Source organism: Nesterenkonia sp. E16_10 (assembly GCF_017347085.1).
Classification (GTDB): domain Bacteria; phylum Actinomycetota; class Actinomycetes; order Actinomycetales; family Micrococcaceae; genus Nesterenkonia.
This window is the reverse complement of record NZ_JADPSA010000022.1, coordinates 189,614-214,917: the sequence shown is the minus strand read 5'-3', so window position 1 is coordinate 214,917 and position 25,304 is coordinate 189,614. Positions and strand designations below refer to the sequence as shown.

The 25,304-nt window shown below is 68.2% G+C and carries 23 protein-coding genes; 19 read left to right on the top strand and 4 right to left on the bottom strand.

The window, feature by feature from the left end:
* Window positions 1–3: 3 nt before the first annotated feature.
* The 18 genes from I2487_RS07280 (at window position 4) to I2487_RS07195 (ending at window position 20,469) form a co-directional block, all read left to right on the top strand.
* The gene (locus I2487_RS07280) at window positions 4–1,074 is read left to right on the top strand and encodes an Rv3626c family coenzyme F420 biosynthesis-associated protein (protein ID WP_207171280.1); all 1,071 of its coding nucleotides are present in this window, start codon (window positions 4–6) and stop codon (window positions 1,072–1,074) included.
* Window positions 1,071–2,126: a tRNA lysidine(34) synthetase TilS gene (gene tilS / locus I2487_RS07275; protein WP_345941357.1), complete on the top strand. Its 1,056-nt coding sequence runs from the start codon at window positions 1,071–1,073 to the stop codon at window positions 2,124–2,126. Before I2487_RS07280 ends, tilS begins: the two co-directional genes overlap by 4 nt.
* A gap of 39 nt (window positions 2,127–2,165) precedes the next feature.
* Window positions 2,166–2,717: a hypoxanthine phosphoribosyltransferase gene (gene hpt / locus I2487_RS07270; protein WP_207171282.1), complete on the top strand. Its 552-nt coding sequence runs from the start codon at window positions 2,166–2,168 to the stop codon at window positions 2,715–2,717.
* Window positions 2,718–2,930: 213 nt separating this feature from the next.
* Window positions 2,931–4,892, top strand: coding sequence for an ATP-dependent zinc metalloprotease FtsH (ftsH, locus tag I2487_RS07265; protein ID WP_207171283.1), 1,962 nt, complete (start codon window positions 2,931–2,933; stop codon window positions 4,890–4,892).
* Window positions 4,885–5,490, top strand: a complete 606-nt coding sequence (folE, locus tag I2487_RS07260; protein ID WP_207171284.1) for a GTP cyclohydrolase I FolE — start codon at window positions 4,885–4,887, stop codon at window positions 5,488–5,490. Before ftsH ends, folE begins: the two co-directional genes overlap by 8 nt.
* A 29-nt stretch (window positions 5,491–5,519) precedes the next feature.
* Window positions 5,520–6,344 carry a dihydropteroate synthase gene (gene folP / locus I2487_RS07255; protein ID WP_207171285.1) on the top strand — a complete coding sequence of 275 codons (825 nt, stop codon included), beginning with the start codon at window positions 5,520–5,522 and terminating at the stop codon, window positions 6,342–6,344.
* Between the two features lie 4 nt (window positions 6,345–6,348).
* Window positions 6,349–7,326 carry a 2-amino-4-hydroxy-6-hydroxymethyldihydropteridine diphosphokinase gene (gene folK / locus I2487_RS07250; RefSeq protein ID WP_207171286.1) on the top strand — a complete coding sequence of 326 codons (978 nt, stop codon included), beginning with the start codon at window positions 6,349–6,351 and terminating at the stop codon, window positions 7,324–7,326.
* A complete protein-coding gene (locus I2487_RS07245) occupies window positions 7,323–7,886 on the top strand; it encodes a DUF3180 domain-containing protein (protein WP_207171287.1) in 564 nt (187 codons plus the stop codon). Before folK ends, I2487_RS07245 begins: the two co-directional genes overlap by 4 nt.
* Complete coding sequence (locus tag I2487_RS07240; protein WP_207171288.1) at window positions 7,867–8,379, top strand: PH domain-containing protein; 513 nt, start codon at window positions 7,867–7,869, stop codon at window positions 8,377–8,379. Before I2487_RS07245 ends, I2487_RS07240 begins: the two co-directional genes overlap by 20 nt.
* Window positions 8,380–8,387: 8 nt before the next feature.
* On the top strand, window positions 8,388–10,352 hold the full coding sequence (locus I2487_RS07235) for a PH domain-containing protein (protein WP_207171289.1): 1,965 nt from the start codon (window positions 8,388–8,390) through the stop codon (window positions 10,350–10,352).
* Window positions 10,342–11,268 (top strand): DUF2520 domain-containing protein, encoded by a 927-nt coding sequence (locus I2487_RS07230; RefSeq protein WP_207171541.1) that lies wholly within the window; start codon window positions 10,342–10,344, stop codon window positions 11,266–11,268. Before I2487_RS07235 ends, I2487_RS07230 begins: the two co-directional genes overlap by 11 nt.
* A 103-nt stretch (window positions 11,269–11,371) precedes the next feature.
* Window positions 11,372–12,313, top strand: coding sequence for a pantoate--beta-alanine ligase (panC, locus tag I2487_RS07225; protein WP_207171290.1), 942 nt, complete (start codon window positions 11,372–11,374; stop codon window positions 12,311–12,313).
* A 9-nt stretch (window positions 12,314–12,322) separates the two neighbouring features.
* On the top strand, window positions 12,323–14,323 hold the full coding sequence (locus tag I2487_RS07220) for a M13 family metallopeptidase (RefSeq protein WP_207171291.1): 2,001 nt from the start codon (window positions 12,323–12,325) through the stop codon (window positions 14,321–14,323).
* Window positions 14,324–14,429: 106 nt separating this feature from the next.
* Window positions 14,430–15,959 (top strand): lysine--tRNA ligase, encoded by a 1,530-nt coding sequence (lysS, locus tag I2487_RS07215; RefSeq protein ID WP_207171292.1) that lies wholly within the window; start codon window positions 14,430–14,432, stop codon window positions 15,957–15,959.
* Window positions 15,960–16,038: 79 nt separating this feature from the next.
* Window positions 16,039–16,227 carry a hypothetical protein gene (locus I2487_RS07210; RefSeq protein WP_207171293.1) on the top strand — a complete coding sequence of 63 codons (189 nt, stop codon included), beginning with the start codon at window positions 16,039–16,041 and terminating at the stop codon, window positions 16,225–16,227.
* 253 nt (window positions 16,228–16,480) lie between these two features.
* Window positions 16,481–16,783 carry a histone-like nucleoid-structuring protein Lsr2 gene (locus I2487_RS07205; RefSeq protein WP_036474614.1) on the top strand — a complete coding sequence of 101 codons (303 nt, stop codon included), beginning with the start codon at window positions 16,481–16,483 and terminating at the stop codon, window positions 16,781–16,783.
* Window positions 16,784–16,996: 213 nt separating this feature from the next.
* Complete coding sequence (locus tag I2487_RS07200) at window positions 16,997–19,513, top strand: ATP-dependent Clp protease ATP-binding subunit (RefSeq protein ID WP_207171521.1); 2,517 nt, start codon at window positions 16,997–16,999, stop codon at window positions 19,511–19,513.
* A gap of 98 nt (window positions 19,514–19,611) precedes the next feature.
* Window positions 19,612–20,469: a hypothetical protein gene (locus tag I2487_RS07195; RefSeq protein ID WP_207171294.1), complete on the top strand. Its 858-nt coding sequence runs from the start codon at window positions 19,612–19,614 to the stop codon at window positions 20,467–20,469.
* Between the two features lie 64 nt (window positions 20,470–20,533).
* Here the strand turns inward: I2487_RS07195 and I2487_RS07190 are convergent, their stop codons facing one another.
* On the bottom strand, window positions 20,534–20,992 hold the full coding sequence (locus I2487_RS07190; RefSeq protein WP_207171295.1) for a DUF3817 domain-containing protein: 459 nt from the start codon (window positions 20,990–20,992) through the stop codon (window positions 20,534–20,536).
* Window positions 20,993–21,106: 114 nt separating this feature from the next.
* Between I2487_RS07190 and radA the strand changes: the two genes are divergently transcribed.
* Window positions 21,107–22,531 (top strand): DNA repair protein RadA, encoded by a 1,425-nt coding sequence (gene radA, locus I2487_RS07185; RefSeq protein ID WP_207171296.1) that lies wholly within the window; start codon window positions 21,107–21,109, stop codon window positions 22,529–22,531.
* Here the strand turns inward: radA and I2487_RS07180 are convergent.
* The 3 genes from I2487_RS07180 to arsB all read right to left on the bottom strand — a co-directional run bounded on the left by I2487_RS07180 (window position 22,523) and on the right by arsB (window position 25,119).
* Window positions 22,523–23,527 (bottom strand): iron-sulfur binding domain-containing protein, encoded by a 1,005-nt coding sequence (locus tag I2487_RS07180; protein WP_207171297.1) that lies wholly within the window; start codon window positions 23,525–23,527, stop codon window positions 22,523–22,525. The two genes, radA and I2487_RS07180, sit on opposite strands and share 9 nt — an antisense overlap.
* A gap of 106 nt (window positions 23,528–23,633) precedes the next feature.
* Window positions 23,634–24,044, bottom strand: coding sequence for an arsenate reductase ArsC (locus I2487_RS07175; RefSeq protein ID WP_207171298.1), 411 nt, complete (start codon window positions 24,042–24,044; stop codon window positions 23,634–23,636).
* A gap of 43 nt (window positions 24,045–24,087) precedes the next feature.
* Complete coding sequence (gene arsB, locus I2487_RS07170) at window positions 24,088–25,119, bottom strand: ACR3 family arsenite efflux transporter (protein WP_218624284.1); 1,032 nt, start codon at window positions 25,117–25,119, stop codon at window positions 24,088–24,090.
* Between the last annotated feature and the right edge of the window lie 185 nt (window positions 25,120–25,304).

The window sequence follows — 25,304 nt, the reverse complement described above, 5'->3', positions numbered from 1 at the left end:
TGGATGAACAGCATCTCCGCGGCCCGAGCCAGTGACCTGATGATCAACTGGGAGCTCGCCACCACTACAGCGGCACGCGTGGCTCCGGCAGGACCCCGGTTCAGCGCCGCCCAGGTCAGCCAGGAGGTGGCCGCGCTGCGCAGCGCGGCCGCAGAGGCCGTGGACCACGTGCATCGGATCACCGGGCTCGAGGCCGCCCGGAGCCTCGGCGCCGATCCCGCCGAGACCCTCGTGGTGGACCGCGCCACCTGGTCCAAGGCCAATGTGGAGAGCTTCCGAGAGCTGCTGGGTCCGGCGCTGAAGATCGCTCTGGAGCAGAAGCCCGAGCTGGGCAAGGAAGGCTCCAGCGCGCAGGTCTACGGCTCCTCCTTCGCCGGCGCAGAGCTCGGCGCGGTGCTGGCCTTCCTCTCCGCCCACGTGCTCGGGCAGTTCGATCCGTTCACTCAGAATCGGCTGATCCTGGTGGCCCCGAACATCGCGGAGATCACCACCGAGCTCAACGTGGTGCCCGAGGACTTCCGGCTCTGGGTGTGCCTGCATGAACAGACCCACCGGGTGCAGTTCGCCGCCGCTCCCTGGCTCGCCGATCACCTCAAGTCCAAGATCACCGAGCTGAGCTCCTCCACCATGGGCATGGCCTCCGGGCTGGGGGACCGGCTCGGGGAGGTCATCGAGGCGGTCCGGGCGGGCCGCGGATTCGTCGAGGTCATCCAGACCCCGCAGGACCGCGAGACCATGTCCCACCTGACGGCCGTGATGAGCCTGCTCGAGGGCCACGCCAACGTCATCATGGACGGGGTCGACTCCTCGATCGTGCCCACCGTGAAGACGATCCGACGCCGCTTCGAGGCTCGCGGCAAGACCCGCACCCCGCTGGAGAAGTTCATCCGCAAGCTGCTCCAGCTCGATGTGAAGGCCGCGCAGTACCGTGACGGGCAGAAGTTCGTGGGCCACATCGTGGACACCATCGGCATGGACTCGTTCAACATCATCTGGGAGTCCCCGGCGCATCTGCCCACCGAGCAGGAGCTGCACCACCCGCAGGAATGGATCGAGCGCATGGGGCTGGTGTGAGCCCCCGCTTCCCCGACTCGGTCAACCGGGCGCGCCGCGCCGTGGAAGCCGCCCTGGATCCCGCGGGGCTGAACCTGGTGGCCTGCTCCGGCGGGGCGGATTCCCTCGCCCTGGCCGCAGCCGCCGCCTTCCACCAGCGGCGCCTCGCGGGGGAGAAGGACACCAAGCGCCCCGACGGCGAGCGTGCCGGCGCACCGGCCCGAGTAGGCGCCGTCGTGGTCGACCACGGGCTGCACCCGGACAGCGAGGCGGTCACCGCGACGGCGGCCGCCCAGCTGCGTGGCCTGGGACTGGATCCGGTGCTCTCGGTGCGGGCCAGCGTGGACCCCGACTCCGCGGAGGGCCCCGAGGCGGCGGCGCGCACCGCCCGCTACCGCGCCTTCGCCCAGGCGCTGACCCAGACCGGAGCCACCCGGATCCTGCTCGCCCACACCCGCGACGACCAGGCCGAACAGGTGCTGCTCGGCCTCGCCCGCGGCTCCGGGACCCGCAGCCTCGCCGGGATCCCTGCGGTGCGCGGACCGTTTCGACGTCCGCTGCTGAGCCTGACCCGGGAGCAGACCGAGGAGATCTGTGCCCACGCCCGGCTGCGCCCGTGGCAGGACCCGGCCAACTCCGACCCCCGGTTCCTGCGCTCGAAGGTCCGCACCGAGATCCTGCCCTACCTGGAGTCGCAGCTCAGTGGCTCCATCCGCGAGTCCTTGGCGCGCACCGCGCAGATCGCCGCCGAGGACGCCGACCATCTGGACCAGCAGGCCAAGGCCAGCTTCGCGCAGCTGCTCCACGACCCGGGACCGGAGGGCCAGCTGCGCATGGAGCTCGAAGCGCTGCTGGCCGCACCGCCGGCGATCCGCCGCCGGGTGATCGCGCTCGCCGTGGTCGCAGCCGGCGGCGCCAACCCCTCCTTCGAGCGGCTGATGGCCGTGGAGAAGCTGCTGGGCAGGACCGGATCGGCGGGCCCGATCGAGCTGGAGGGCGGGGTCAGTGCGCACCGAGGGACGCGGGGGAGCCCGGACTATGCGAAACTTGTCATCGTTCCACGCCTGAACTGAGGAACGCGAGACTTATCTATTAGGAGCTGGACACCACCCATGGATGCTCAGGATGTCAAAGCAGATCTCACCGAGGTGCTCTACACCAAGGACGAGATCGACGCGAAGATCAAAGAACTTGCAGCCGTCATCGACCGTGATTACGCGGATAAGGACGTCCTGCTGGTCGGTGTCCTCAAGGGCGCGGTCATGGTCATGGCCGATCTGGCCCGCGCGCTGCGCTCACACGTGACCATGGACTGGATGGCGGTGTCCTCCTACGGCTCCGGCACCAAGTCCTCCGGGGTGGTGCGCATCCTCAAGGACCTCGATGCCGACCTGATGAACCGCCACGTGCTCATCGTCGAAGACATCATCGACTCCGGACTGACGCTCTCCTGGCTGAAGACCAACCTGGAATCCCGCGGTCCGGCCTCACTGGAGATCTGCACGCTCTTCCGCAAGCCCGACGCCGTGAAGGTCGACATCGACGTGAAGTACGTCGGTATGGACATCCCGAACAAGTTCGTCGTCGGCTACGGCCTGGACTTCGCCGAGAAGTACCGCAACCTCGACTGTGTCGGGATCCTCGCTCCCCACGTCTACCAGTGAGCTGACCGCGCGAAGCCGCGAAGTCCGGGCAGCAGCCGGGCTGTGCAGCAGCAGCATCCAGGCCCTGACCCGGCCGTTTCGAACCCCGCTGCTCTCCGGAGCCAGGACGGGGCGAGTTCTCCCGGAGGCGAACGTGGTCACTGTGGGTTAGCCCCATCACCTCGAGCCCGAGTACCTTTAGATGCTAGGTATATCTGCGTCTGACGGAGCTGCATGAACTTCAAGAAGATCTTCACCGGGCCACTGTTCTGGATCGTGCTGGCAGTGGTGCTGCTGCTGCTGGTCGTGCCGATGATGTTCTCCTCCTCGGCCAACGGCCAGCGGGTGGACACCAACGTGGGCATGGAGCTCCTCGCCGAGGGTGAGGTCGTGGAGGCCTCCCTGGAGGACGGCGACCAGCGGGTCGACCTGAACCTGAGCTCCCCCTACGAGCAGGACGGGCAGGAAGTCGGCGACGTCGTCCACTTCTTCTACTCCTCGGCTCGGGCTGAGACCGTGGTCCAGGCCATCGCCGATGCTGACCTCGAGGGCTACACCGACGAGCCGGAGCAGTCGAACTGGCTGCTCTCGATGCTCGGCTTCATGATCCCCTTCCTGATCATCGCGCTGCTCTTCATCTGGCTGCTGACCCGCATGTCCGGCGGCAACTCCCGGGTGATGCAGTTCGGCAAGTCCAAGGCCAAGATGTTCGACAAGGACATGCCGCAGGTCGCCTTCGGTGATGTCGCCGGGGCCGAGGAGGCCGTGGAGGAGCTCCACGAGATCAAGGAGTTCCTCTCCGAGCCCGAGAAGTTCCAGCGCCTCGGGGCCAAGATCCCCAAGGGCGTGCTGCTCTACGGCGCCCCCGGCACCGGCAAGACGCTGCTGGCCAAGGCCGTGGCCGGAGAGGCCGGCGGTGCCTTCTACTCCATCTCGGGCTCAGACTTCGTCGAGATGTTCGTCGGCGTCGGCGCCTCCCGGGTGCGTGACCTCTTCAAGCAGGCCAAGGAGAACGCCCCGGCCATCATCTTCGTCGACGAGATCGACGCCGTGGGCCGCCAGCGCGGCGCCGGCGTGGGCGGCGGCAACGACGAGCGCGAGCAGACGCTGAACCAGCTGCTGGTGGAGATGGACGGCTTCGACGCCAACACCAACATCATCGTCATCGCCGCCACCAACCGTCCCGACGTGCTGGATCCGGCGCTGCTGCGCCCCGGGCGCTTCGACCGGCAGATCCCGGTGGAGGCTCCCGACTTCGCCGGACGCCGCGCGATCCTCGAGGTCCACGCCAAGGGCAAGCCGATGGTCGAAGACGTCGATCTCCAGGCCGTGGCCCGCAAGACCCCCGGCTACACCGGCGCGGATCTGGCCAACGTGCTCAACGAGGCGGCGCTGCTCACCGCGCGCTCCAACGCCGACCTGATCGATGACCGCGCGATCGACGAGGCCATCGACCGGGTCATGGCCGGACCGCAGAAGCGGACCCGGATGATGAAGGACCACGAGCGCCGGGTCACCGCCTATCACGAGGGCGGCCACGCGCTGGTCGCGGCGGCGCTGAACTACTCGGCGCCGGTCACCAAGATCACCATCCTGCCGCGCGGACGCGCCCTGGGCTACACCATGGTCGTGCCCGAGGAGGACAAGTACTCCACCACCCGCAACGAGCTGCTGGACACCATCGCCTACGCGATGGGCGGGCGGGTCGCCGAGGAGATCGTCTTCCACGATCCCTCCACCGGGGCCGCGAACGACATCCAGAAGGCCACCGAGACCGCGCGCCGCATGGTCACCGAGTACGGCATGAGCGCACGGGTCGGCTCGGTGAAGCTCGGCTCCGGGGACTCCAGCCCGTTCCTGGGCCGCGAGATGGCCCAGGGCAAGGAGTACTCCGAGGATCTCGCCGCCATCATCGACTCCGAGATCCGCGCCATCATCGACGAGGCCCACGACGAGGCCTATCACGCGCTGCACGAGAATCGCCATGTGCTGGATCGCCTCGCCGAGGAGCTGCTCCGCGTGGAGACGCTCAACGCCAAGGAGGTCGCTGCGATCTTCCACGACGTGATCAAGCGCCCGGTCCGCCAGGTCTGGGAGTCTTCACCGGGGCGCCCGGTCACCATCACCTCCGAGGTGGTGCCAGAGAACGAGCGGGACCCGGAATACCAGTTCGGCGGCGAGAACTCCGATGCCTGATCACCCTGGACCGCCCCTGACCGAGCCGGTGGATCTGCCGCGGATCGAGGCAGCGGTGCGCGAGATCCTGCTCGCCGTGGGCGAGGACCCGGAGCGCGAGGGCCTCAAGGGCACGCCCGCTCGGGTGGCCCGGGCCTATGAGGAGGCCTTCCTGGGGCTGCGCGAGGACCCTGCGGAGCTGATGTCGACCACCTTCGACATCGGCCACGAAGAGCTCGTGCTGGTCCGCGACGTCCCGTTCTACTCCACCTGTGAGCACCACCTGGTGCCCTTCTTCGGCCACGCCCATATCGGTTATATCCCCTCCCCGGAGGGCAGGGTCACCGGACTGAGCAAGCTGGCCCGGCTGGTCGACATCTTCGCCAAGCGCCCGCAGGTCCAGGAGCAGCTCACCACCCAGGTGGTCGACGCCCTGGTCCAGCACCTGACCCCGGGAGGGGCGATGGTCGTCGTCGAGGCCGAGCACCTGTGCATGTCCATGCGCGGAGTCTCCAAGCCCGGCGCACGGACCATCACCTCCGCGGTGCGCGGGCAGCTCCGGGACCCCGCCACCCGCGCCGAGGCGATGAGCCTGATGCTCCACGGACGACCCCGTTAGCACGCCGCCTGATTGAATCGGAGAGCCAGATGAGCACTTCCATCATGGGGATTCTGAACCTCACCCCGGACTCCTTCTCCGACGGCGGCCGGTTCGACGACGGCGCCGGCAGCCCCGATGTGGCGGCTGCGGTCACCGAGGCGCTGCGCATGACCCAGACCGGGGCCGACCTGATCGACGTCGGCGGGGAATCCACCCGACCGGGCGCAGAGCCCACCCCCGTGGCCGAGGAGCAGCGCAGGATCCTGCCGGTGCTCGAGGAGCTGCTGGGCTGCGGGATCACGGTCTCGGTGGACACCAGACGAGCCAGCACCGCGCTGGCCGCGCTGGAATGTGCGCAGCGCCGCGGCCTGGATCCGCGGAGGCTGACCATCAACGACGTCTCCGGTGCGCTCACCGATCCCGCGATGCCGGAGCTGATCGCCGAATCCGGGGCGCAGATCGTGATCACGCACAACCGCGGCGACTCCCAGACCATGGGGGCCCTGACCGAATACGAGTCGCTGCTCGAAGACGTCACCGCCGAGCTGCTCGCCGTACGGGACCGCTACCTCGACGCCGGCGCCCGCCGCGAACAGCTCATCCTGGATCCAGGAATCGGGTTCTCCAAGACCCATGAGCAGAACTGGGAACTGATCCGCAGCCTCGAGAGCTTCGTCCGGCTCGGGCACCGGGTGCTCTTCGGAGCCTCCCGCAAGGGGTTCCTCGGCTCGGTCACCTCCGAGGGAGACCGAGACACCGCCACCGCGGTGCTCTCCGCCCTGGCCTCCCAGGCCGGGGTCTGGGGCGTGCGGGTCCATGACGTGCAGGGAAGCCGAGATGCTGTGCAAGTGGTCTCCAAGCTGAGAAGGTAGAGCAATGTCCAGCAGGAGCAGCCCCCGTGACACCATCCGGCTCACCGGACTCACGGCCACCGGCCACCACGGGGTCTTCGACTTCGAGAAGCGCGAGGGTCAGATCTTCCGGGTCGACGCCGAGCTCACGCTGGACCTGCGCGCCGCAGGCCGCAGCGACACCCTCGGCGACACCGTCTCCTATGTGGAGATCGCGGAGCTCATCCACGCCGCCATCACCGGCGAGCCCTTCGACCTGATCGAAGCCCTCGCCGATCACCTGGCTCGAGAGATCCTGGCCACCGATCGGCGTCTGCTCGCGGCGGAGATCACCGTGCACAAGCCGCAGGCCCCGCTGGCCCAGACCTTCGAAGACGTCTCGGTGACCACCCGCCGGGACCGCAGCGATCTGCCTGCGGCGGAAGACCCCGCGACGGAGGGCGGGTCCGCCGCCGCGCCGGGACCCAGCCTGGACCCCGACGCCGCGCCCGCCGGGGAGGTGACCGCGGTGCTGGCGCTGGGATCCAACCTCGGAGAATCCGCCGTGACGCTGGCCTCGGCAGTCGCCGCACTGGACCGCGCCGAGACGGTGCGGGTGCTCCGAACCTCCCCGGTGGCCAAGACCAGCCCGGTGGGCGGGCCGGCGGGACAGCCTGACTTCCACAACCAGGTGCTCGAGGTCGCCACCACGCTGAGCCCGCATGCGCTGCTGGCCTGCACCCAGGCGATCGAGCAGGACCATCATCGGGCCCGCGGTGTGGAGAACGGCGAGGTCCGCTGGGGCCCGCGCACGCTGGACATCGACATCATCACCTACGGCCGCGCCCGGATCTCCTCGATCACGCTTCAGGTTCCGCACCCGCGGGCCGGCATCCGGGGATTCGTGCTGGTCCCCTGGACCTGGATGGACCCGCGGGCCGAGCTGGACGGGACGCCCGTGGCAGAGCTCGCCCGGCACGCCGCCGACGCGCAGAGCGTGGAACCGCTGGAGAGCCTCCGATGAGCCGACTCTCGGCGCTGCGGCTGCTGATCATCGCGGCCCTCACCGCCCTGGCCGGGTTCATCACCACCGTCTACATGTCTGCCCAGGGGATGAGCTCCCCGGTCCTGCCGCGCACCTCTCTGGTGACCCTGCTGGGGATCGCGCTGATCGTGCTGACCCTGGGGCTGCTGGTCTGGCGCGATCAGCGCCGGATCGCCTCGGCCGCAGCCAAGGGTCGACGCGGGCAACGCAGCCTGCACCCGCTCCACGCCGTCCGGGTCCTGACCGCGGGGCAGGCCGGCGCCTATGCCGGTGCGCTGATCGCCGGCTGGCATGCGGGTATCCTCGGTGACCTGGTGCCCGCCGCGGCGCTGAGCGCCCCGAACGTGAACTCATCCCTACTGATGATCACGGGGGGCATGATCTGGGTGATCATTGGGTTTGTCGTCGAGCTGCTCTGCAGGATCCCACCAGACGAGAACCCGCCGGATGAGAACCCGCCGGGAGAGCGGCGCCGCGGAAAGCCCGAACGCAACACAGGACCGATACCGGAGGAGGGCTATGCCCGCGGAACCCATTGATCCCACAGGTGTCACCTGGACCCGAGTCGACGAGCGGTACATCACGGTGAAGTACATCACCGGGATCCTCGGCTGGGTGATCACTCTGGCGGTGATCGCCACCCCGATCGTGCTCGACGCCATCGGCGTCTTCAGCGGGATCCCGCTGTGGATCAAGATCTTGGTCCCTGGTGTGGTGCTGATCTGGGCGGCAGTGGACCTCTGGCTGATTCCGCGAAGGATCCGAGCGATCGGCTACCACGAGCGTGCCGATGATCTGCTGATCCGCCGCGGAATCCTGTTCCAGCGGGTGGTTGCGGTGCCCTACGGGCGGCTGCAGTACGTCGACATCGAGGCCGGTCCGCTGATGCGCCGCTACGGGCTGTGCACCGTACAGCTGAAGACCGCGGCCGCGGCCACCGATGCCGTCATCCCGGGAGCCTCCCGCGAGGAGGGCGCGCGGCTGCGTGAAGAACTCTCCGTCCGTGGCCAGGCTCGCCTGGCCGGTCTGTGAGCCGGGGCATGGAGGATCACGCCGCCGGGAACCAGCCCGGAACCCAGGCCGGGAACCAGGCCGCCGAGGGGCGGGCGACTGGGGCGCACGCCCCGGACCAGGCCGCCGGGGAGCCCAAGGGCACCTCTGAGCGGTGGTTCGATGCGAGCTGGACCAAGGTCCACCCGCTGAGCCCGATCGTGCGCGGCGGGCTCGCCGTCATCGCGATCCCCGGCATCTTCCTGAGCTACAACTGGCAGAGCTGGATGGACGCCTGGGAGGCGTTCCGCAGCGGTGAGATCCAGCGCAATCTGGAATCCAACCCCACCCCGTTCCTGTTCGGCGCCGGCGGCGTGCTGCTGGTGATCGCGGTGATCTTCTCCAGCTTCGTGCTCTCCTGGTGGTTCACCCGTTACAAGATCACCTCCGAGCACGTGATGGTGAAGTCCGGGATCTTCGTGCGCCAGCACCGCCAGGCCCGGATCGATCGGGTCCAGGCCGTGGACCTGCGCCAGCCGCTGCTCGCCCGGCTCACCGGCCTCGCCGAGCTCAAGTTCGAGGTGGCTGAGGGCGACGGCACCGCCGCCACCCTGGCGTTCCTGAAGAAGTCCCAGGCAGAAGAGCTGCGCTCCGAGATCATGGACCGCGCCTCCGGCAGGGACGCGCCGCTCACCGCGGCCGAAGGTCTCGGGGCGACGCACGGTGACGCGGGGCCCGGCCCTGCAGGCCCTGGCGAGGCATACGCCGGACACACAGACCCCGGCCACGCATACGCCGGCCACACGGACCCCGGTCAGGCATACGCCGGCTACGCGTACGCCGGCCAGGCGGACCCGGCCCGGTCCCATGACTCCTCCAGCGCGCAGCACCCCCACGCCGGCGGCCCGACCCCTGAGTCCCACCACATCGCGCGCCAGGACCGGTTGATCGCCAAGGTCCCCACCGGGCGGCTGATCGGCTCGGTGCTCAGCGGCTGGGGGACCGTCTTCGTGCTGGTCATCCTGATCACGGCGATGGTGTCCATCGGGATCGGTCTGGCCGTCGGCTCGGATGCCGATTCGGTCTCGATCTGGGCCGTGCTCACCGGCGTCGGACTCCCGGCGGTCATCCCGATGGGCATCGCGGCCGTCACCATCTATTACCAGCAGTTCAGCTCCGGCTTCGGCTTCACCTCCACGGCGACCAGCTCGGGGCTGCGCGTTCGCTATGGGCTGCTGGAGACCACCAACCAGACCATCCCGCCGGGCCGGGTGCAGGCGCTGCAGATCCAGCAGCCGGTGCTCTGGCGTCCCTTCAAGTGGTTCAGGATCGTGGTCACCGTGGCCGGCTACGGCATCGGCGAGAAGCGTTCGGTGCTGCTGCCCGTGGGCCGGCTTGAGGACGTCATGGCCACCGCCGCAGAGATGTTTCCCGATCTGCAGGTGGAGAACCCCGAGGAGGTCTTCACCGCCGGGCTGACGGGCACGGGGACCGAGCTGGGCTACACCGAGGTGCCACGTCGTGCCCGGTTCTTCGACCCGATCGTTCGCCGTCGTCGCGGGTTCCGCACCACGCCCACCGCTCTGATGTTCCGCGACGGGCGCGCCTCCCGGCAGCTGACGATGGTCCCGCATGAGCGGATCCAGTCGCTGAGCCTGACCCAGGGCCCGCTGCAGCGCCGTCGGTCGATCGCCGACATCTTCATCCACTCCCCGGCCGGCCCATTCGCTGCGAAGCTGAAGAACCAGGACCTCGACGCGGTCAAGGACCTCTTCGAATACGAGTCCGACCATGCCGCCCAGGCCCGGCGCTACAGCGACCGCAACCAGTGGATGCGCCCCGAGGAGCTGCGCGAGTTTGAGCGCAAGGCCGCGGAGGCGCTGGCCGCACCGGAGGCAGCCGCCGCCGGAGAATTCCCGGTGCGCGCCGCCCCGACGGGCCTGCCGCATCCTCACGCCGCCGTCCACCCCGCAGACCTTCCGACCCACCAGGAACAGGACCCCCGTGACCGCTGAGCAGCCCGTGGACCCTTACGCCGCGGAGCTTCCGCCCTCCCAGCGGGAAGGTCGCCTCGGCATCGGCGTGATCTCGGCCGGGAAGGTCGGCTCGGTGCTGGGCGCGGCGCTGCGTGGAGCCGGGCACTCGGTGATCGGCGCCCACGCGGTCTCCGAGGACTCCCGCAACCGGGCGGAATCGCTGCTGGGCGGGGTGCCGGTGCTGGAGATCCCGGAGATCATGCGCCGGGCCGAACTGGTGCTGATCGCGGTGCCCGATGACGCCCTGGCCGAGCTGGTCGCCGGTCTGGCCGAGGCCGGTCACATCCAAGCAGGTCAGCTGATCGTGCACACCTCCGGCCGCTACGGCACCGAGGTGCTCGCCCCCGCGCAGCGCAGCGGCGCCATCGGGCTGGCGATCCACCCGGCGATGACCTTCACCGGACTTAGCATGGACCTGCAGAAGCTGCACACCTGCGCCTTCGGAGTCACCGCCCCGGCCCCGGTGCTGCCGATCGCCCAGGCACTGGTGGTGGAGATGGGCGGGGAGCCGGTGGTGATCCAGGAGGCGGACCGGCTGACCTATCACGCGGCTCTCGCGCACGCCTCGAACCACCTGAACACCATCACCGGCCAGTCCGCCGAGATGCTGCACCGGATCGGGGTGGAGCGCGCCGAGACCGTGCTGCGCCCGCTCATGCAGGCCTCGCTGGACAACGCGCTGGCCTCGGGAGAAGGTGCGCTGACCGGACCGGTGGCCCGCGGCGACGTCGGCACGCTCCGGCACCACGTGCAGCTGCTGGCGGGCTCGGAGCTGCCCGCCGACATCCGCACGGCCTATATGGCCATGGCTCGCGCCACCACCCAGCGTGCGCTCGACCGCAGCCTGATCACCGCCGCGAAGGCCACCGAGCTTCTCAGGGTCCTCGACGCCTGAGCCGCCCACCTGGAACGGTCCGCGGCCCGCAGGCGGAGCCCCCACGGGAAGGGACCAGAGCCGGAGGAGACGGGCACTCGGCGCGCGGACCTAGACTGTTCCGGTGACTCCACCGCAGGTCCTGACCACCGTTGCCAGCTTCCGCGCCGCGCTCGCCGAGGCGGTCGCCGCCCACCTCCGTGAACACGGAAGCGCCCCCACCGTCGGGCTGATCCCGACCATGGGTGCGCTGCACTCCGGGCACGCCGGCCTCATCGACGCCGCTCGAGAGGCCTCGGACATCGTGATCGCCTCGATCTTCGTGAACCCGCTCCAGTTCGACGACGAGTCCGACTACCTGCACTATCCGCGCACGCCGGAGCTCGACGTCGCGCTGCTCGGTGCCCACGGGGCCGATCTGGTCTTCGTCCCCGACATCGCGACGATGTACCCCGGCGAGTCCCGCGCCCCGCTGGTGCGGGTCAGCGCCGGGGAGCTCGGAAGGCGCTGGGAGGGGGCCGCGCGGCCCGGGCACTTCGACGGAGTGGTCACCGTGGTGGCCAAGCTCTTCAACATCATGAGCCCCCCGGCGCCGGCCAGTCTGCAGGCCTGGTTCGGTGCGAAGGACGCCGAACAGGTCGCCATCATCACCCGGATGACTCAGGACCTGAACCTCCCGGTGGAGATTCGCACCGTAGCCACGGTGCGCGATGAGCTTGGACTCGCCCGCTCCAGCCGGAATCAGCGTCTGGACGAGGCCGATTACGCCGCCGCGCTCGCACTGCCCGGCGCGCTCTTCGCGCTGCGTGAGGACGCCGCCTCCGAGCGCCCGCTGGGGCTGGCCGATCAGGTCGCGGAGCTCAGCTCGGCCGAGGGCGTGGAGCTGGACTACCTGGTCGTCGTCGACCCCGCCTCGCTCCAGGAGCTCCAGCCCGGCGGCGCGCTGTTGGATGGGCAGGGGATCCTGCGTGCGCCGGCGCTCGCGCTGATCGCCGCCCGAGTCGGCCCGGTGCGGCTGATCGACAACGTCATGCTGACTCCGGGCAGGTCACAGCCCCGGGAGTAGGCTTGAGCCATGACCGACACCGCGAGCAGCAGCCCGAACGCACCCGCCTCCTTCCCGTACCTCGACCACGACGTGCGCCCGCAGGATGACCTGCAGCGCCACGTGAACGGCGAGTGGCTCAAGACCGCCGAGATCCCCGCCGACATGGACGCCTACGGGTCCTTCCATGAGCTGCGCGACCGAGCCGAGGCGGATGTGCGCCAGATCTTGGAGCAGGCCGCGGCCGGGAACCTCGAGGCTGCGGAGCTCGACGGAGCCGGGGAGGGCATCGCCGCCCGGATCGGGGCCTTCTACACCTCGTTCATGGACGCAGACGCCGCCCAGCGGCGCGGTTTGGCCCCGATCCAGACCATGTTGGAGAAGCTCGAGGCGGTGAGCAGCGTGGAGGATCTCGTCCGGCTCTCCGCCGCCTGGCAGCGCCAGGGGGTGGACGGGATCTTCGTCGCCGGATCCATGCGCGACGCCGGGGACCCCACCCGGATGCTCTGGCACGTGATGCAGTCCGGCCTCGGCCTGCCCGACGAGTCGTACTACCGCGAGGAGAAGCTCTCCGAGATCCTCGCGGCCTACCAGGACCACCTGGTGCGGGTGCTGGAGCTCAGCGGAGTCGAGGACGCCGCCGAGGCCGCGGCCGCCGTCGTGGCCCTCGAAGGTGTCATCGCGGCCGAGCACTGGGACAAGGTGACGCTGCGTGATGCCCAGAAGCGCTACAACCTGGTCACCGACGAGGAGGCCGAGACGCTCATGCCGCTGCTGCGCGAGGCGTTCGCCGGCTGGGGTCTGCAGCCGCAGCACACCAAACAGCTCGTGCTCGCTCAGCCCGAGGTGCTCCCCGGGATGCAGGCCGCGCTGACCACCCAGCCGCTGCAGACCTGGAAGCTCTGGCTGCGGGTGCAGCTGCTGCGCTGGGCAGCCCCGCTGCTGCACGAGGAGCTGGTCAACGAGAACTTCGACTTCTACTCCAAGCGGCTCTCCGGGGCCCAGCAGCTCAAGGAGCGCTGGAAGCGCGGGGTCGCGCTGACCAACGCCCACCTGGGCGAGGATGTGGCGCAGATCTATGTGGCCCGGCACTACCCGCCCGAGGCGCGCGCCGCGATGGATGAGCTGATCGATGCGCTGATCCAGGCCTACCGCGAGTCGATCAGCGAGCTCAGCTGGATGGGGGAGGAGACCAAGGGTCGCGCGCTGGAGAAGCTCGACGCGTTCAAGCCGATGGTCGGCTTCCCCGAGCGCTGGATCGACTACTCCAGCGTCGAGGTGGACCCCGAGGACGTGGTGGCCAATGTCCGCCGGGCCGCCGCATTCGAATGGCAGCGTGACATCGCCAAGCTTGAGGAGGGACCGGACCCTGATGAATGGCACATGCATCCTCAGACGGTCAACGCCTATTACTCGCCGCTGGAGAACGTGATCTGCTTCCCGGCCGCAATCCTGCAGCCGCCGTTCTTCTCCGCCGAGCGGGACATGGCGCAGAACTTCGGCGCCATCGGCGCCGTGATCGGCCATGAGCTTGGTCACGGCTTCGACGACCAGGGGTCTCGCTATGGCGCCGACGGCTCGCTGAGCAACTGGTGGACCGAGGCTGATCGCAGCGCCTTCGAGGAGCGCACCGCGAAGCTCGTCGAGCAGTACAGCGTGCTCACCCCCTCGCAGGCGCCGGAGCACACGGTCAACGGGGAACTGACCCTGGGGGAGAACATCGGTGACCTCGGCGGTCTGGGCATCGCGCACAAGGCCTACCGGGTGTGGCTGCAGGCCCAGGGCGCTGAAGCCGCCGAGGTCGAGGGCCTCAGCGCCGACCAGAGGTTCTTCTTCGCCTGGGCGCAGGCCTGGCGAAACCTCACCCGCCCCGAGCGAGCGGTCACGTTGATCAGCATCGACCCGCATGCGCCGGCGGAGTTCCGCGCCACCCAGGTGGTCAAGAACCTCGACGCCTTCCACGCCGCGTTCCAGACCCAGCCCGGGGACGGGATGTACCTGACCCCGCAGGAGCGCGTCACGATCTGGTGACCCGGAGGTCGGGCAGCGGGGCTGCGTGCACCTTCGGGCAGCACGCAGCTTCGCCGGGCTGCATGCGCGATCTCCGCGGTGCGCAGGGCACGTAGAATGGCCGACTGTGACTGCCCAGAACTCCGCCGCCTCCGGCGCCAATGACCTTGACACCAACGACCAGCGCGCCGTGCGCCTGGACAAGCGGGATCGACTGCTCGCCGCCGGGGTCCAGCCCTATCCGGTGACCGTGGAGCGCTCGGCCTCGCTGGCCGAGGTCCGTGAGCGCTTTCCTGACCTGGAGCCCGGGGCCTCCACCGGGGAGACCGTGGCGGTGACCGGACGCGTGATGTTCGTGCGCAACACCGGCAAGCTGTGCTTCGCCACGCTGCAGGAGGGTGGACCCGATGGCAGCGGGGTGCGGCTGCAGGCGATGATCTCCCTGGCGGAGGTGGGGGAGGCCGCGCTCGCGGACTGGAAGGCGCTGGTGGACCTCGGTGATCACGTGCGAGTCAGCGGCGAGGTCATCGCCTCGCGCCGCGGTGAGCTCTCCATCATGGCGAGCTCCTTCGAGATCGCCTCCAAGGCGGTGCGCCCGCTTCCGGTGCTGCACGCGGAGCTCAACGAGGAGACCCGGGTGCGTCAGCGCTATGCGGACCTCATCGTCCGGGACGAGGCGCGGCAGATGGTGTTCCGCCGGGCCGCGATCACCCGCTCCATCCGCGACACGCTGCATGATCGCGGCTACGTGGAGGTCGAGACCCCCATGCTGCAGCTGATCCACGGCGGCGCCCAGGCGCGGCCATTCCAGACGCACCTGAATGCCTTTGATCAGGACATGACGCTGCGCATCGCCACCGAGCTCTACCTCAAGCGCGCCGTGGTCGGCGGCATCGACCGGGTCTTCGAGATCGGCCGGGTCTTCCGCAATGAAGGCGTGGACTCCACGCATTCCCCGGAGTTCACCACGCTGGAGTCCTATGAGGCCTGGGCGGATATGTATGTGATGGCGGAGCGGATGCGCGAGATGATTCTCAATGCCGCAGACGCCGCCGGATCCAGTCATCAGATCCAGACGGATCAGGGCGTCATCGACCTCGACGGCGAGTGGGCCTGGGTCTCGGTCTACCCCGGTCTCTCCGCGGCGGTGGGAGAAGAGATCACCCCTGCTACCTCGGCCGAGAGGCTGCGCGCCGTCGCCGCCGCACACGAGGTCTCCGTGGACCCGGCCTGGGATGCGCAGAAGCTGGTGATCGAGCTCTTCGGCGAGATCGTCGAGCCCACACTCATCCAGCCGACCTTCGTCTGTGACTACCCGCCCGCGGCGCAGCCGCTGGCTAGAGCCCACCGCGACAAGCCCGGCGTCATCGAAGCCTGGGACCTGATCATCGGGGGCATGGAGCGCGGAACCGCGTTCTCCGAGCTGGTGGACCCGGTCCTGCAGCGCGAACGCCTGGTGGAGCAGGCGCGAATGGCCGCCGCCGGCGACGACGAGGCCATGGCGCACGACGAGGACTTCCTGCGAGCCCTGGAATATGGTGCGCCGCCCATGGGTGGAATCGGTCTGGGCATCGATCGTCTGGTGATGCTCTTCACGGGGACCGGCATCCGCGAGACGATTCTCTTCCCGCTGCTGAAACCTGAAGCACAGGCTTGAACGTTTCACCGTCGAAAGACGTAGCATGATGAGCGCCGTCAACGACATTTTTTCAACCTGAGTGCAAGCAAGGAATGTAATGGAAAACTTCTGGACGTACTTCGAAGTTCTCGCCCCTTCCATCGGCGTCGGGTTGGTCTTCTGGCTCGCCATCCGCGCGATATTCCGGGCAGATCGGAACGAGCGTGCAGCCGAGGCTCAGGTCCGCGATGAGGCCTCTGATCAGGGGTTTAAGCGTGATGAACCGCCTGCTGGGCCACGCAGCTGACCCTCTGGCTCACCGCAAAAAAGGTTGCTCGAAGCACAAAGTCCTGACTGTCTTGACTCAGGAAACTGGTTCCCAATGAGAATTATCTTCCGGGCCCGTGGAAGTCAAAAACTATCCGGCTTGACCGCCAATTGTATTTCTTGAAATACTCAGCTTCACATAGATCGTTCTTGATCTGTCGCAGTGAGAAAAGCGTCGCAAGAGATGAAGCCCGTTGAGTCTCGACGTGTGAGTGAGCAGTGAGGTGTATCAGATGGCCCAGAAGGTAGAAGTAGTTCTCGTCGATGATCTTGATGGCAGTGAGGCAAAGGAGACGGTCACGTTCGGACTGGACTCCCGCTTCTATGAGATTGACCTCAGCGAAGAGCACGCCAAAGAGCTGCGCGAGACGCTGAAGAAGTACATCCGCAAGGGTCGGGCCATTGCCCCGCCATCCCCGCAGAATGAAGCCCGTCAGATTCGTGACTGGGCCGTGAAGAACGGTTATCAGGTCTCCAGCCGAGGTCGCTTGCACCGCGACATCGTGGAGGCCTACCGAAACGCCAAGAAGCGCTGATCCTGCGCACCGCTCGCGGTGCCGCGGAGACGACCGGCGCAGGTCGTGGAGAAGCCCGGAGGCAGCATCGCGCTGCGTCCGGGCTTCTCTGGTGTCAGACTCGGCGCCGCCGTCGAGGGGCAGAACTTTTCCCTACGGCGAACAGCGGCGACGGGACCGCTCGATGCCCGTAGCCTTGGGGGCAGAGCACCAACGCTAGGAGTGTCTGTGGCTATGTTCGAGAGATTTACTGATCGCGCCAGGCGCGTGGTTGTGCTTGCCCAAGAAGAGGCACGCATGCTGAACCACAACTACATCGGCACCGAGCACATTCTGCTCGGCCTGATCCATGAGGGTGAGGGTGTCGCGGCCAAGGCCCTTGAGTCGCTGGACATCTCCCTCACCGGAGTGCGCGAGAAGGTGCAGGAGAAGATCGGGCCCGGGCAGAATGCCCCGAGCGGCCACATCCCCTTCACCCCGCGCGCCAAGAAGGTCCTGGAGCTCTCGCTGCGCGAGGCGCTGCAGCTGGGCCACAACTACATCGGCACCGAGCACATCCTGCTGGGCCTGATCCGCGAGGGCGAGGGTGTCGCAGCCCAGGTGCTCGTGGAGCTCAATGCTGACCTGAACAAGGTCCGCCAGCAGGTCATCCAGCTGCTCTCCGGCTACTCCGGAGGCGGCCAGGAGAAGGCAGGCGCCGGCGTCGGCCAGGGCGGTGCGAATGAAGGCACCCCGGCAGGCTCCGTCGTGCTCGACCAGTTCGGCCGAAACCTCACCGCCGCAGCCCGAGAGGCGCAGCTGGACCCGGTGGTCGGCCGCGACTACGAGCGTGAGCGCGTCATGCAGGTGCTCTCCCGCCGTACCAAGAACAACCCGGTGTTGATCGGTGAGCCCGGCGTCGGCAAGACCGCCGTCGTGGAGGGTCTGGCACAGGCCATCGTCAACGGCGATGTGCCGGAGCTGTTGAAGGACAAGCAGCTCTACACCCTGGACCTCGGGTCCCTGGTGGCCGGTTCCCGCTACCGCGGTGACTTCGAGGAGCGCCTGAAGAAGGTGCTCAAGGAGATCCGCACCCGCGGCGACATCATCCTCTTCATCGACGAGATCCACACCCTGGTCGGCGCAGGTGCGGCCGAGGGTGCGATCGACGCGGCGAACATCCTGAAGCCGCTGCTGGCCCGAGGTGAGCTGCAGACCATCGGTGCCACCACGCTGGATGAGTACCGCAAGCACATCGAGAAGGACGCCGCGCTGGAGCGCCGCTTCCAGCCGATCCAGGTCGAGGAGCCCTCCGTGGAGGTCACCGTGCAGATCCTGCGCGGACTGCGTGACCGCTACGAGGCCCACCACAAGGTCTCGATCACCGAAGAGGCCCTGGAAGCCGCCGCCTCACTGGCCAACCGGTACATCAACGACCGGTTCCTCCCTGATAAGGCCATCGACCTGATCGATGAGGCCGGCGCTCGGCTGCGGATCCAGAAGATGACCGCGCCGCCGGAGCTCAAGGAGTTCGACGCCAAGATCGAAGACGTCCGGCGGGAGAAGGAATCCGCCATCGACGCCCAGGACTTCGAGGGCGCCGCCAGCCTGCGCGACAAGGAGCAGAAGCTCGTCGAAGAGCGCCAGGCCAAGGAAGATGCCTGGAAGTCCGGGCAGATCGACGAGATCGCCGAGGTCGATGCCGACCTGATCGCCGAGGTCCTCGCGTTCTCCACCGGCATCCCGGTCTTCAAGCTCACCGAGCAGGAGTCCGACCGCCTCCGCCGCATGGAGGAGGAGCTGCACAAGCGGGTCATCGGTCAGGACGAGGCGGTGAAGTCGCTCTCTCGGGCGATCCGCCGCACCCGCGCCGGCCTGAAGGACCCCAACCGGCCCTCTGGTTCGTTCATCTTCGCCGGGCCCACCGGCGTCGGCAAGACCGAGCTGGCCAAGTCTCTGGCCGAGTTCCTCTTCGGCGACGAAGACGCGCTCATCACCTTGGACATGTCGGAGTTCTCCGAGAAGCACACGGTCTCCCGGCTCTTCGGAGCCCCTCCAGGCTATGTGGGCTATGAGGAGGGTGGTCAGCTCACCGAGAAGGTGCGTCGCCGTCCGTTCTCGGTGGTGCTCTTCGACGAGGTCGAGAAGGCCCACTCGGACCTGTTCAACTCGCTGCTGCAGATCCTGGAGGACGGTCGCCTGACCGACTCCCAGGGCCGCGTGGTGGACTTCAAGAACACCGTGATCATCATGACCACGAACCTCGGCACCCGGGACATCTCCAAGGGCGTGATGACCGGCTTCACCTCCAGTGAAGACACCACGACGAACTACGAGCGGATGAAGGCCACGGTCAGCCAGGAGCTGCGCCAGCACTTCCGGCCCGAGTTCCTCAACCGTGTCGATGACACGATCGTGTTCCCGCAGCTGAAGCAGGAGGAGATCGTCCAGATCGTGGATCTGTTCGTGAACCGACTCCGTTCCAGGCTCGCCGAGCAGGCCATGACCCTCGAGGTCACCCAGCCGGCTCGAGTGTTCCTGGCCGAGACCGGCTACGATCCGGCGATGGGTGCCCGGCCGCTGCGCCGCACCATCCAGACCCTGATCGAGGACGAGCTCTCCGAGCGGATCCTCTACGGCGAGATCCCCCACGGCGCCGGCATCTCGATCGGCGTCGAGGGCGAGGGCAAGGAGCGCAAGCTCACCTTCGAGTGGCACGATCCGCAGGATCAGATCGAGGCCGCCGAAGAACCCGCCGCCATCGAGGGCTGATCATCACCGAACATCTATGTTCAGCCTAGAAGGCCCGCACCCGTGGACAGGGTGCGGGCCTTCCGCGTTCGGCGGCCCGGCTGTGGCATTCTGGGCTGGTGACATCAGATGACGAACTGGCCCGCCAGGAAGCCGAAGCAGCCGCGCTGGACCGCGAACTGAAGATGGTTCAGGAGGCGGGTGAGGGACAGAGCGCCTCCGCTCGCTTCTACCGGACACAGATCCAAACGCTCAATGAGGATATTTTGCAGGCAAGTAACCGGTGGCGGCGTGGGCGGAAGGCAGCCGGTACCGTGCTCGCGGTGACGTTGCCTGTGGCAGTGCTCGGAATCGGAGTCGCCATGGTCCTTGACCGGTTGGACGTTGGCCTGGAGGACGTCTTCGATGGGGTGATCAGTCTGATCACTGTCACGGGGATCATTCTCGCGGGTCTGAGCTACGTCGTCTGGACGTTGCTGCGCGACGCGCATCTGATGAGCATGCGTCGGGCCGGCTTGCGGCTCACGCGTCCTGGGATGCCCGGGGGAGAGGCCATGGTCGCACTGTATAGGAGCTGGTGGGATCGGTTGGAGGCGCAGAGGAACCCACGCTGGGGCTCCGGAGGGGACACGGAGCTGGTTGACCCCAGGGACCCTGAATGGAGCGCGGAGCTCATCATGACCCAGTCGGGGGCTGTGCCAGAGACGCTCCAGGAGTCCTATCGGCTGAATCCCCGCCGGTCATGGCTGATCGGGGTTGCCGTCGCGGGGCTCGGCGGCATGGGTCTCACCCTGGTCGGCTTGGATGACGGTCGCAGCGACTGGAGCCTGTTCGGTGGCCTGGTGATGCTCCTGGCGGGGCTGGGTTGGGTGTTCATCAATCGCAACGACGGATCCTTCCCCAAGGATCAGCGCCGATTCGCCCACCGCCTGGACCAGATGCGGCTGGACCGGTCCTACACCTCCACGGTCTCCTGAACGGGGCCTGCCCGCACGGCAGATATCCTCCCGACCGGACCGGACCGGACCGGGGCAGCGGCTGTTAGCCTCCCGGCGGCCCGATGATCAGCAGCACCACGAAGACCACGACGACGCCGGCCGCCAGCACTCCGCCGACCAGCGCGGGCCGGTTCAGCAGCACCCGCAGGGCGCGGTCGTGCCAGCTCCGATCCCGTGGGTCCGAGGTCACCTCGGTGCGCCAGGGTCCCTCGAGCCGGCCGCTGCGCTTGAGCCAGAGATCCACCGGAATCGTGGCGTAGGGAATCACCGCGCTGATCACCGCGATCGAGGTGGGTCCGGCGCTGAAGCGCTGGTTCTTCGCCACGATCACCGCGGTGGCCGCGTAGGCCAGGAACACGAAGCCGTGGATGCCGCCGCCGATGCTCACCGCGATGTCCAGGTCGTTGGTCGCGCGCAGAATCATCCCGCCGATCAGCAGGGTCCAGGAGACCGCCTCGGCGAAGGCCAGCACGCGGAAGAAGGTCTTGGGGGAGCGGAACACGGATCTCCTGGGAATCAGCGAGGGATGGTGGGCTTCGAGCATCGTACGGGGTCGGTCTGGGCTGCGGCTCGGGTGCGCCGGAATATGTCAGGCCCCGGCGGTAACGTAGAGGCCATGGCAACTCGCACCGCGTCACGGAGCACGGGGAAGTCCCGCTCCAAGGGGTCCCCGTCCTTCGAATGCACCGAATGTGGCTGGCAGACGGTCAAGTGGGTCGGCCGCTGCCCGGAGTGCCAGGCCTGGGGCTCGGTGGAGGAGAAGGGCCAGGTCACCGCCAGGACGACGGCGGCCAGTCAGCTCGCCCAGCCCGCCCGGGTGATCCACGAGGTCGACGCCTCTGAGGCGGAGTTCCGCCCCACCTCTATCGGCGAGCTCGACCGGGTGCTCGGTGGAGGGCTGGTGCCCGGCGCGGTGATCCTGATGGCCGGTGAGCCCGGTGTCGGGAAGTCCACGCTGCTGCTGCAGGTGGCCTCGGCGGTGGCCAGGGCCCACCCCGACTCCCCGGTGCTGTATCTGACCGGTGAGGAGTCCGCCGCGCAGGTCAAGAAGCGCGCCGAGCGCATCGACGCGATCTCCGAGGGCCTCTATCTCGCCGCCGAATCCGACCTGGGCCAGGCGCTGGGCCAGGTGGAGAAGCTCTCGCCCCAGCTCACGATCATGGACTCGGTGCAGACGTTTTCCTCGGCCGAGGTCGACGGCGCCCCCGGCGGAGTCACCCAGATCCGCGAGGTCACCGCCTCGATGATCGAGTCCGCCAAGCGCAAGAACATGACCATGATCCTGGTGGGGCACGTGACCAAGGATGGCAGCATCGCCGGGCCCAGGATGCTGGAACACCTGGTGGACGTGGTCTGTCAGTTCGAGGGGGACCGGCACTCCCGGCTGCGGCTGCTGCGCGCGGTGAAGAACCGCTACGGGCCCACCGATGATGTGGGCTGCTTCGATCTCAACGAGGACGGTCTGACCTCGCTCGCGGATCCCAGCGGGCTCTTCGTCTCAGCGATGACCGAACGCGTCCCCGGCACCTGCATCACCATCACCCTCGAGGGCCGCAGACCGCTGACCGCCGAGGTCCAGGCGCTGGTGGCTGAATCACAGGCCTCCCAGCCCCGCCGGGCGGTCTCCGGTCTGGACTCGCCCCGGGTCTCGATGCTGCTCGCGGTGCTCCAGCGCCGCGCCAAGCTCACCGCGCTGATGAAGTCCGAGGCCTATGTGGCCACCGTGGGCGGGGTCAAGATCACCGAACCGGCGGCGGATCTCTCGATCGCCCTGGCCGTGGCCTCCGCGGCGCTGGAGAAGCCGCTGCCGAACCGTTTTGTGGCCTTCGGGGAGGTGGGCCTCGCCGGTGAGGTCCGCCCGGTCCCCGGGCTGCGCCAGCGCCTCGAGGAGGCCCAGCGGCTGGGCTTCACCCATGCGATCGTCCCGCGGAAGTCCACCGGCACGGAGAAGGAGGCCACCCCGGAGGGGATGCGGGTCCGCGAGGTCGGTTCACTCACCGAGGCGCTGAGCCTGGTGCTCGACGGCGGCCAGTCAGGCTGAGCCAGCTCCGGGAAGGCTGATCTGCCCGCCAGCATCGGCGGCGAGGCCGTCGCGCAGCAGCGAATCCAGGCAGCGGCTCCGCTGCTCCGGGGAGGCGTCGGGAAGCGCGAGCCCGTCCAGCAGCTCGGTGCGCCCCACGGTGGCTCCCATGCGCAGCACCGCCATGATCGCCCCACGCACCTGACGATCCGTGCCCGCCCATCCCTGGCCGCGGGTCTGCTGCTCCTGCGTGGCCGGCGGTGACCCTGCGGCCCGCCAGGCGCAGAGGTCCGCCACGGGGCAGACCTGGCACTGTGGGGCGCGGGCCGTGCAGATCAGCGCCCCCAGCTCCATGGCCGAGGCGTTCCAGGCACAGGCGGTGGCGCCGTCGTCGGGCTCGGCGGCGGGCATCAGCTCGTGGGCGAGCCGACGCTGCGCCGAGGTGTAGGTCTTGCCAGGCAGGGCGTGCCCGGTGAAGGCACGCGCATGGACCCGGCGGATATTGGTGTCCACCACCACCTCGGGTTCCAGAAACGCGAAGCAGGCCACCGCGGCGGCGGTGTACTCACCCACACCCGGCAGTGCGCGCAGCTGCGCGGCGGTGCGGGGCACCTCCCCGTCATGGCGCTCCACCATGGCCTGCGCGGCGGCCTGCAGCCGCAGCGCGCGGCGTGGATACCCCAGCCGGTCCCAGGCGGTGAGCACCTCTGAGGTCGGTGCCGCGGCGAGATCGGCCGGCGTCGGCCAGCGCTGCATCCAGAGCTCCCAGCGCGGCAGCACCCGCACCACCGGGGTCTGCTGCAGCATGATCTCGCTGACCATGACCCCCCATGGGGTGCACTCAGGCTCCCGCCAGGGCAGCCGGCGGGCGTTGCCCTCGAACCACTCGATCACTCGCTCGTGGACCAGCGTGGGCTCCGGGGTGAAGCCGATCTCCGGGCGGAGGGATCCCTTTGGAGCGGCGCTGATCGAGCCGGTGAGGGGTGTGGTGGCGGAAGGCTCGGCGGTGGGTCTCATCGCCATGAGTCTAGAGACTCCCGGCCACCGCTGCTCCCCGCTGCTGAGGTGCTCCGGCAGTCGCTGCGCGCCGACGCCGTGGCAGACCTGCTCGGACGGCGCAGGTTCAGGCCTGCACGTTGAGGCTGCCGATCAGCTCCTGCACGCGGGCGCGGATGTCGTCGCGGATCACGCGGACCGACTCGATTCCCTGTCCCGCCGGGTCATCGAGCTTCCAATCCTCATACCGCTTGCCCGGGTAGAACGGGCAGTCGTCCCCGCAGCCCATGGTGATCACCACGTCCGACTCCTTCACCGAATCATCGGTGAGCCGCTTCGGGGTGTGCTCAGAGATGTCGATGCCGAGCTCGGCCATGGCCTCCACCGCGATCGGATTGACCGAGTCCTTCGGTGCCGTGCCGCCGGAGAACACCTGCACGGTGTCCCCGGCGAGGTCACGCAGGAATCCGGCGGCCATCTGGGAGCGGCCTGCGTTGTGGACACAGACGAAGAGGACTGTGGGCTTGGAGGTGCTCATGGGGTTCCTTCCGGGGGCTTGCCGATCATGGGGGAGGGGAGGGTCAGAGGCTCTGCGGGGCGGCTGCGGCGATCGGGCTCTCCTGCTTGGCCGGGATGTTCGAACCGGTGAAGAACCGACGGGCCCACAGGGCCACGTAGACCAGTGCGACCAGGACCGGAACCTCGATCAGTGGGCCGACCACTCCGGCCAGCGCCTGGCCGCTGGTGGCGCCGAAGGTGGCGATGGAGACGGCGATGGCGAGCTCGAAGTTGTTTCCGGCCGCGGTGAAGGACAACGTGGTGGTGCGCTCGTAGCCCATCCGCAACATCCAGCCGATGACCATGGAGGCGGCGAAGATGACCACGAAGTAGACCAGCAGCGGCACCGCGATCCGGACCACGTCCATCGGATTGGTCAGCACCTGTTCGCCCTGCAGCGCGAAGAGCACCACGATGGTGAAGAGCAGGCCGTAGAGCGCCCAGGGGCCGATCTTCGGCAGCACCTTGGCCTCGTACCATTCGCGACCCCGGGCTCGTTCGCCCAGGGTCCGGGTGAGGTAGCCCGCCAGCAGCGGAATGCCCAGGAAGACCAGCACCGAGACGGTGATCGCGACGATGGAGAACTCGGCCGAGGTGGTCTCGAGCCCGAGCCAGGTCGGCAGCACCTGCAGGTAGAACCAGCCCAGCACACCGAACATGAAGACCTGGAACACCGAGTTGATCGCCACGAGCACCGCTGCCGCCTCACGATCACCGCAGGCCAGATCGTTCCAGATCAACACCATGGCGATGCAGCGGGCAAGCCCCACGATGATCAGCCCGGTCCGGTACTCCGGCAGATCAGCCAGGAAGACCCAGGCCAGGACGAACATGAACGCCGGGGCCAGGATCCAGTTGATCAGCAGCGAGGTGATGACCAGCTTCTTGTCCTTCAGCACCCGCCCGGTCTCGTTGTACCGCACCTTCGCCAGCACCGGATACATCATGACCAGCAGGCCCACAGCGATGGGCAGCGAGACGCCGGCCACCTCCATGGACTCCATGGCCACCCCCACCGCAGGGACGACGGCGCCCAGCGCGAGCCCCAGCCCCATGGCGGCGATGATCCAGACCGGCAGGAAACGATCCAGCACCGAGAGCTTGGCCACCACGGCCGAAGCATCGGGGACGGATGGGGCAGACTGGTTCACAAGCACTCCTGGGAAGATCGACAAACTTCGATGCCCCGAGTATCGTCAGGAATATCGACGGATGTCAATCCATGAGATGTGCGGCGGAG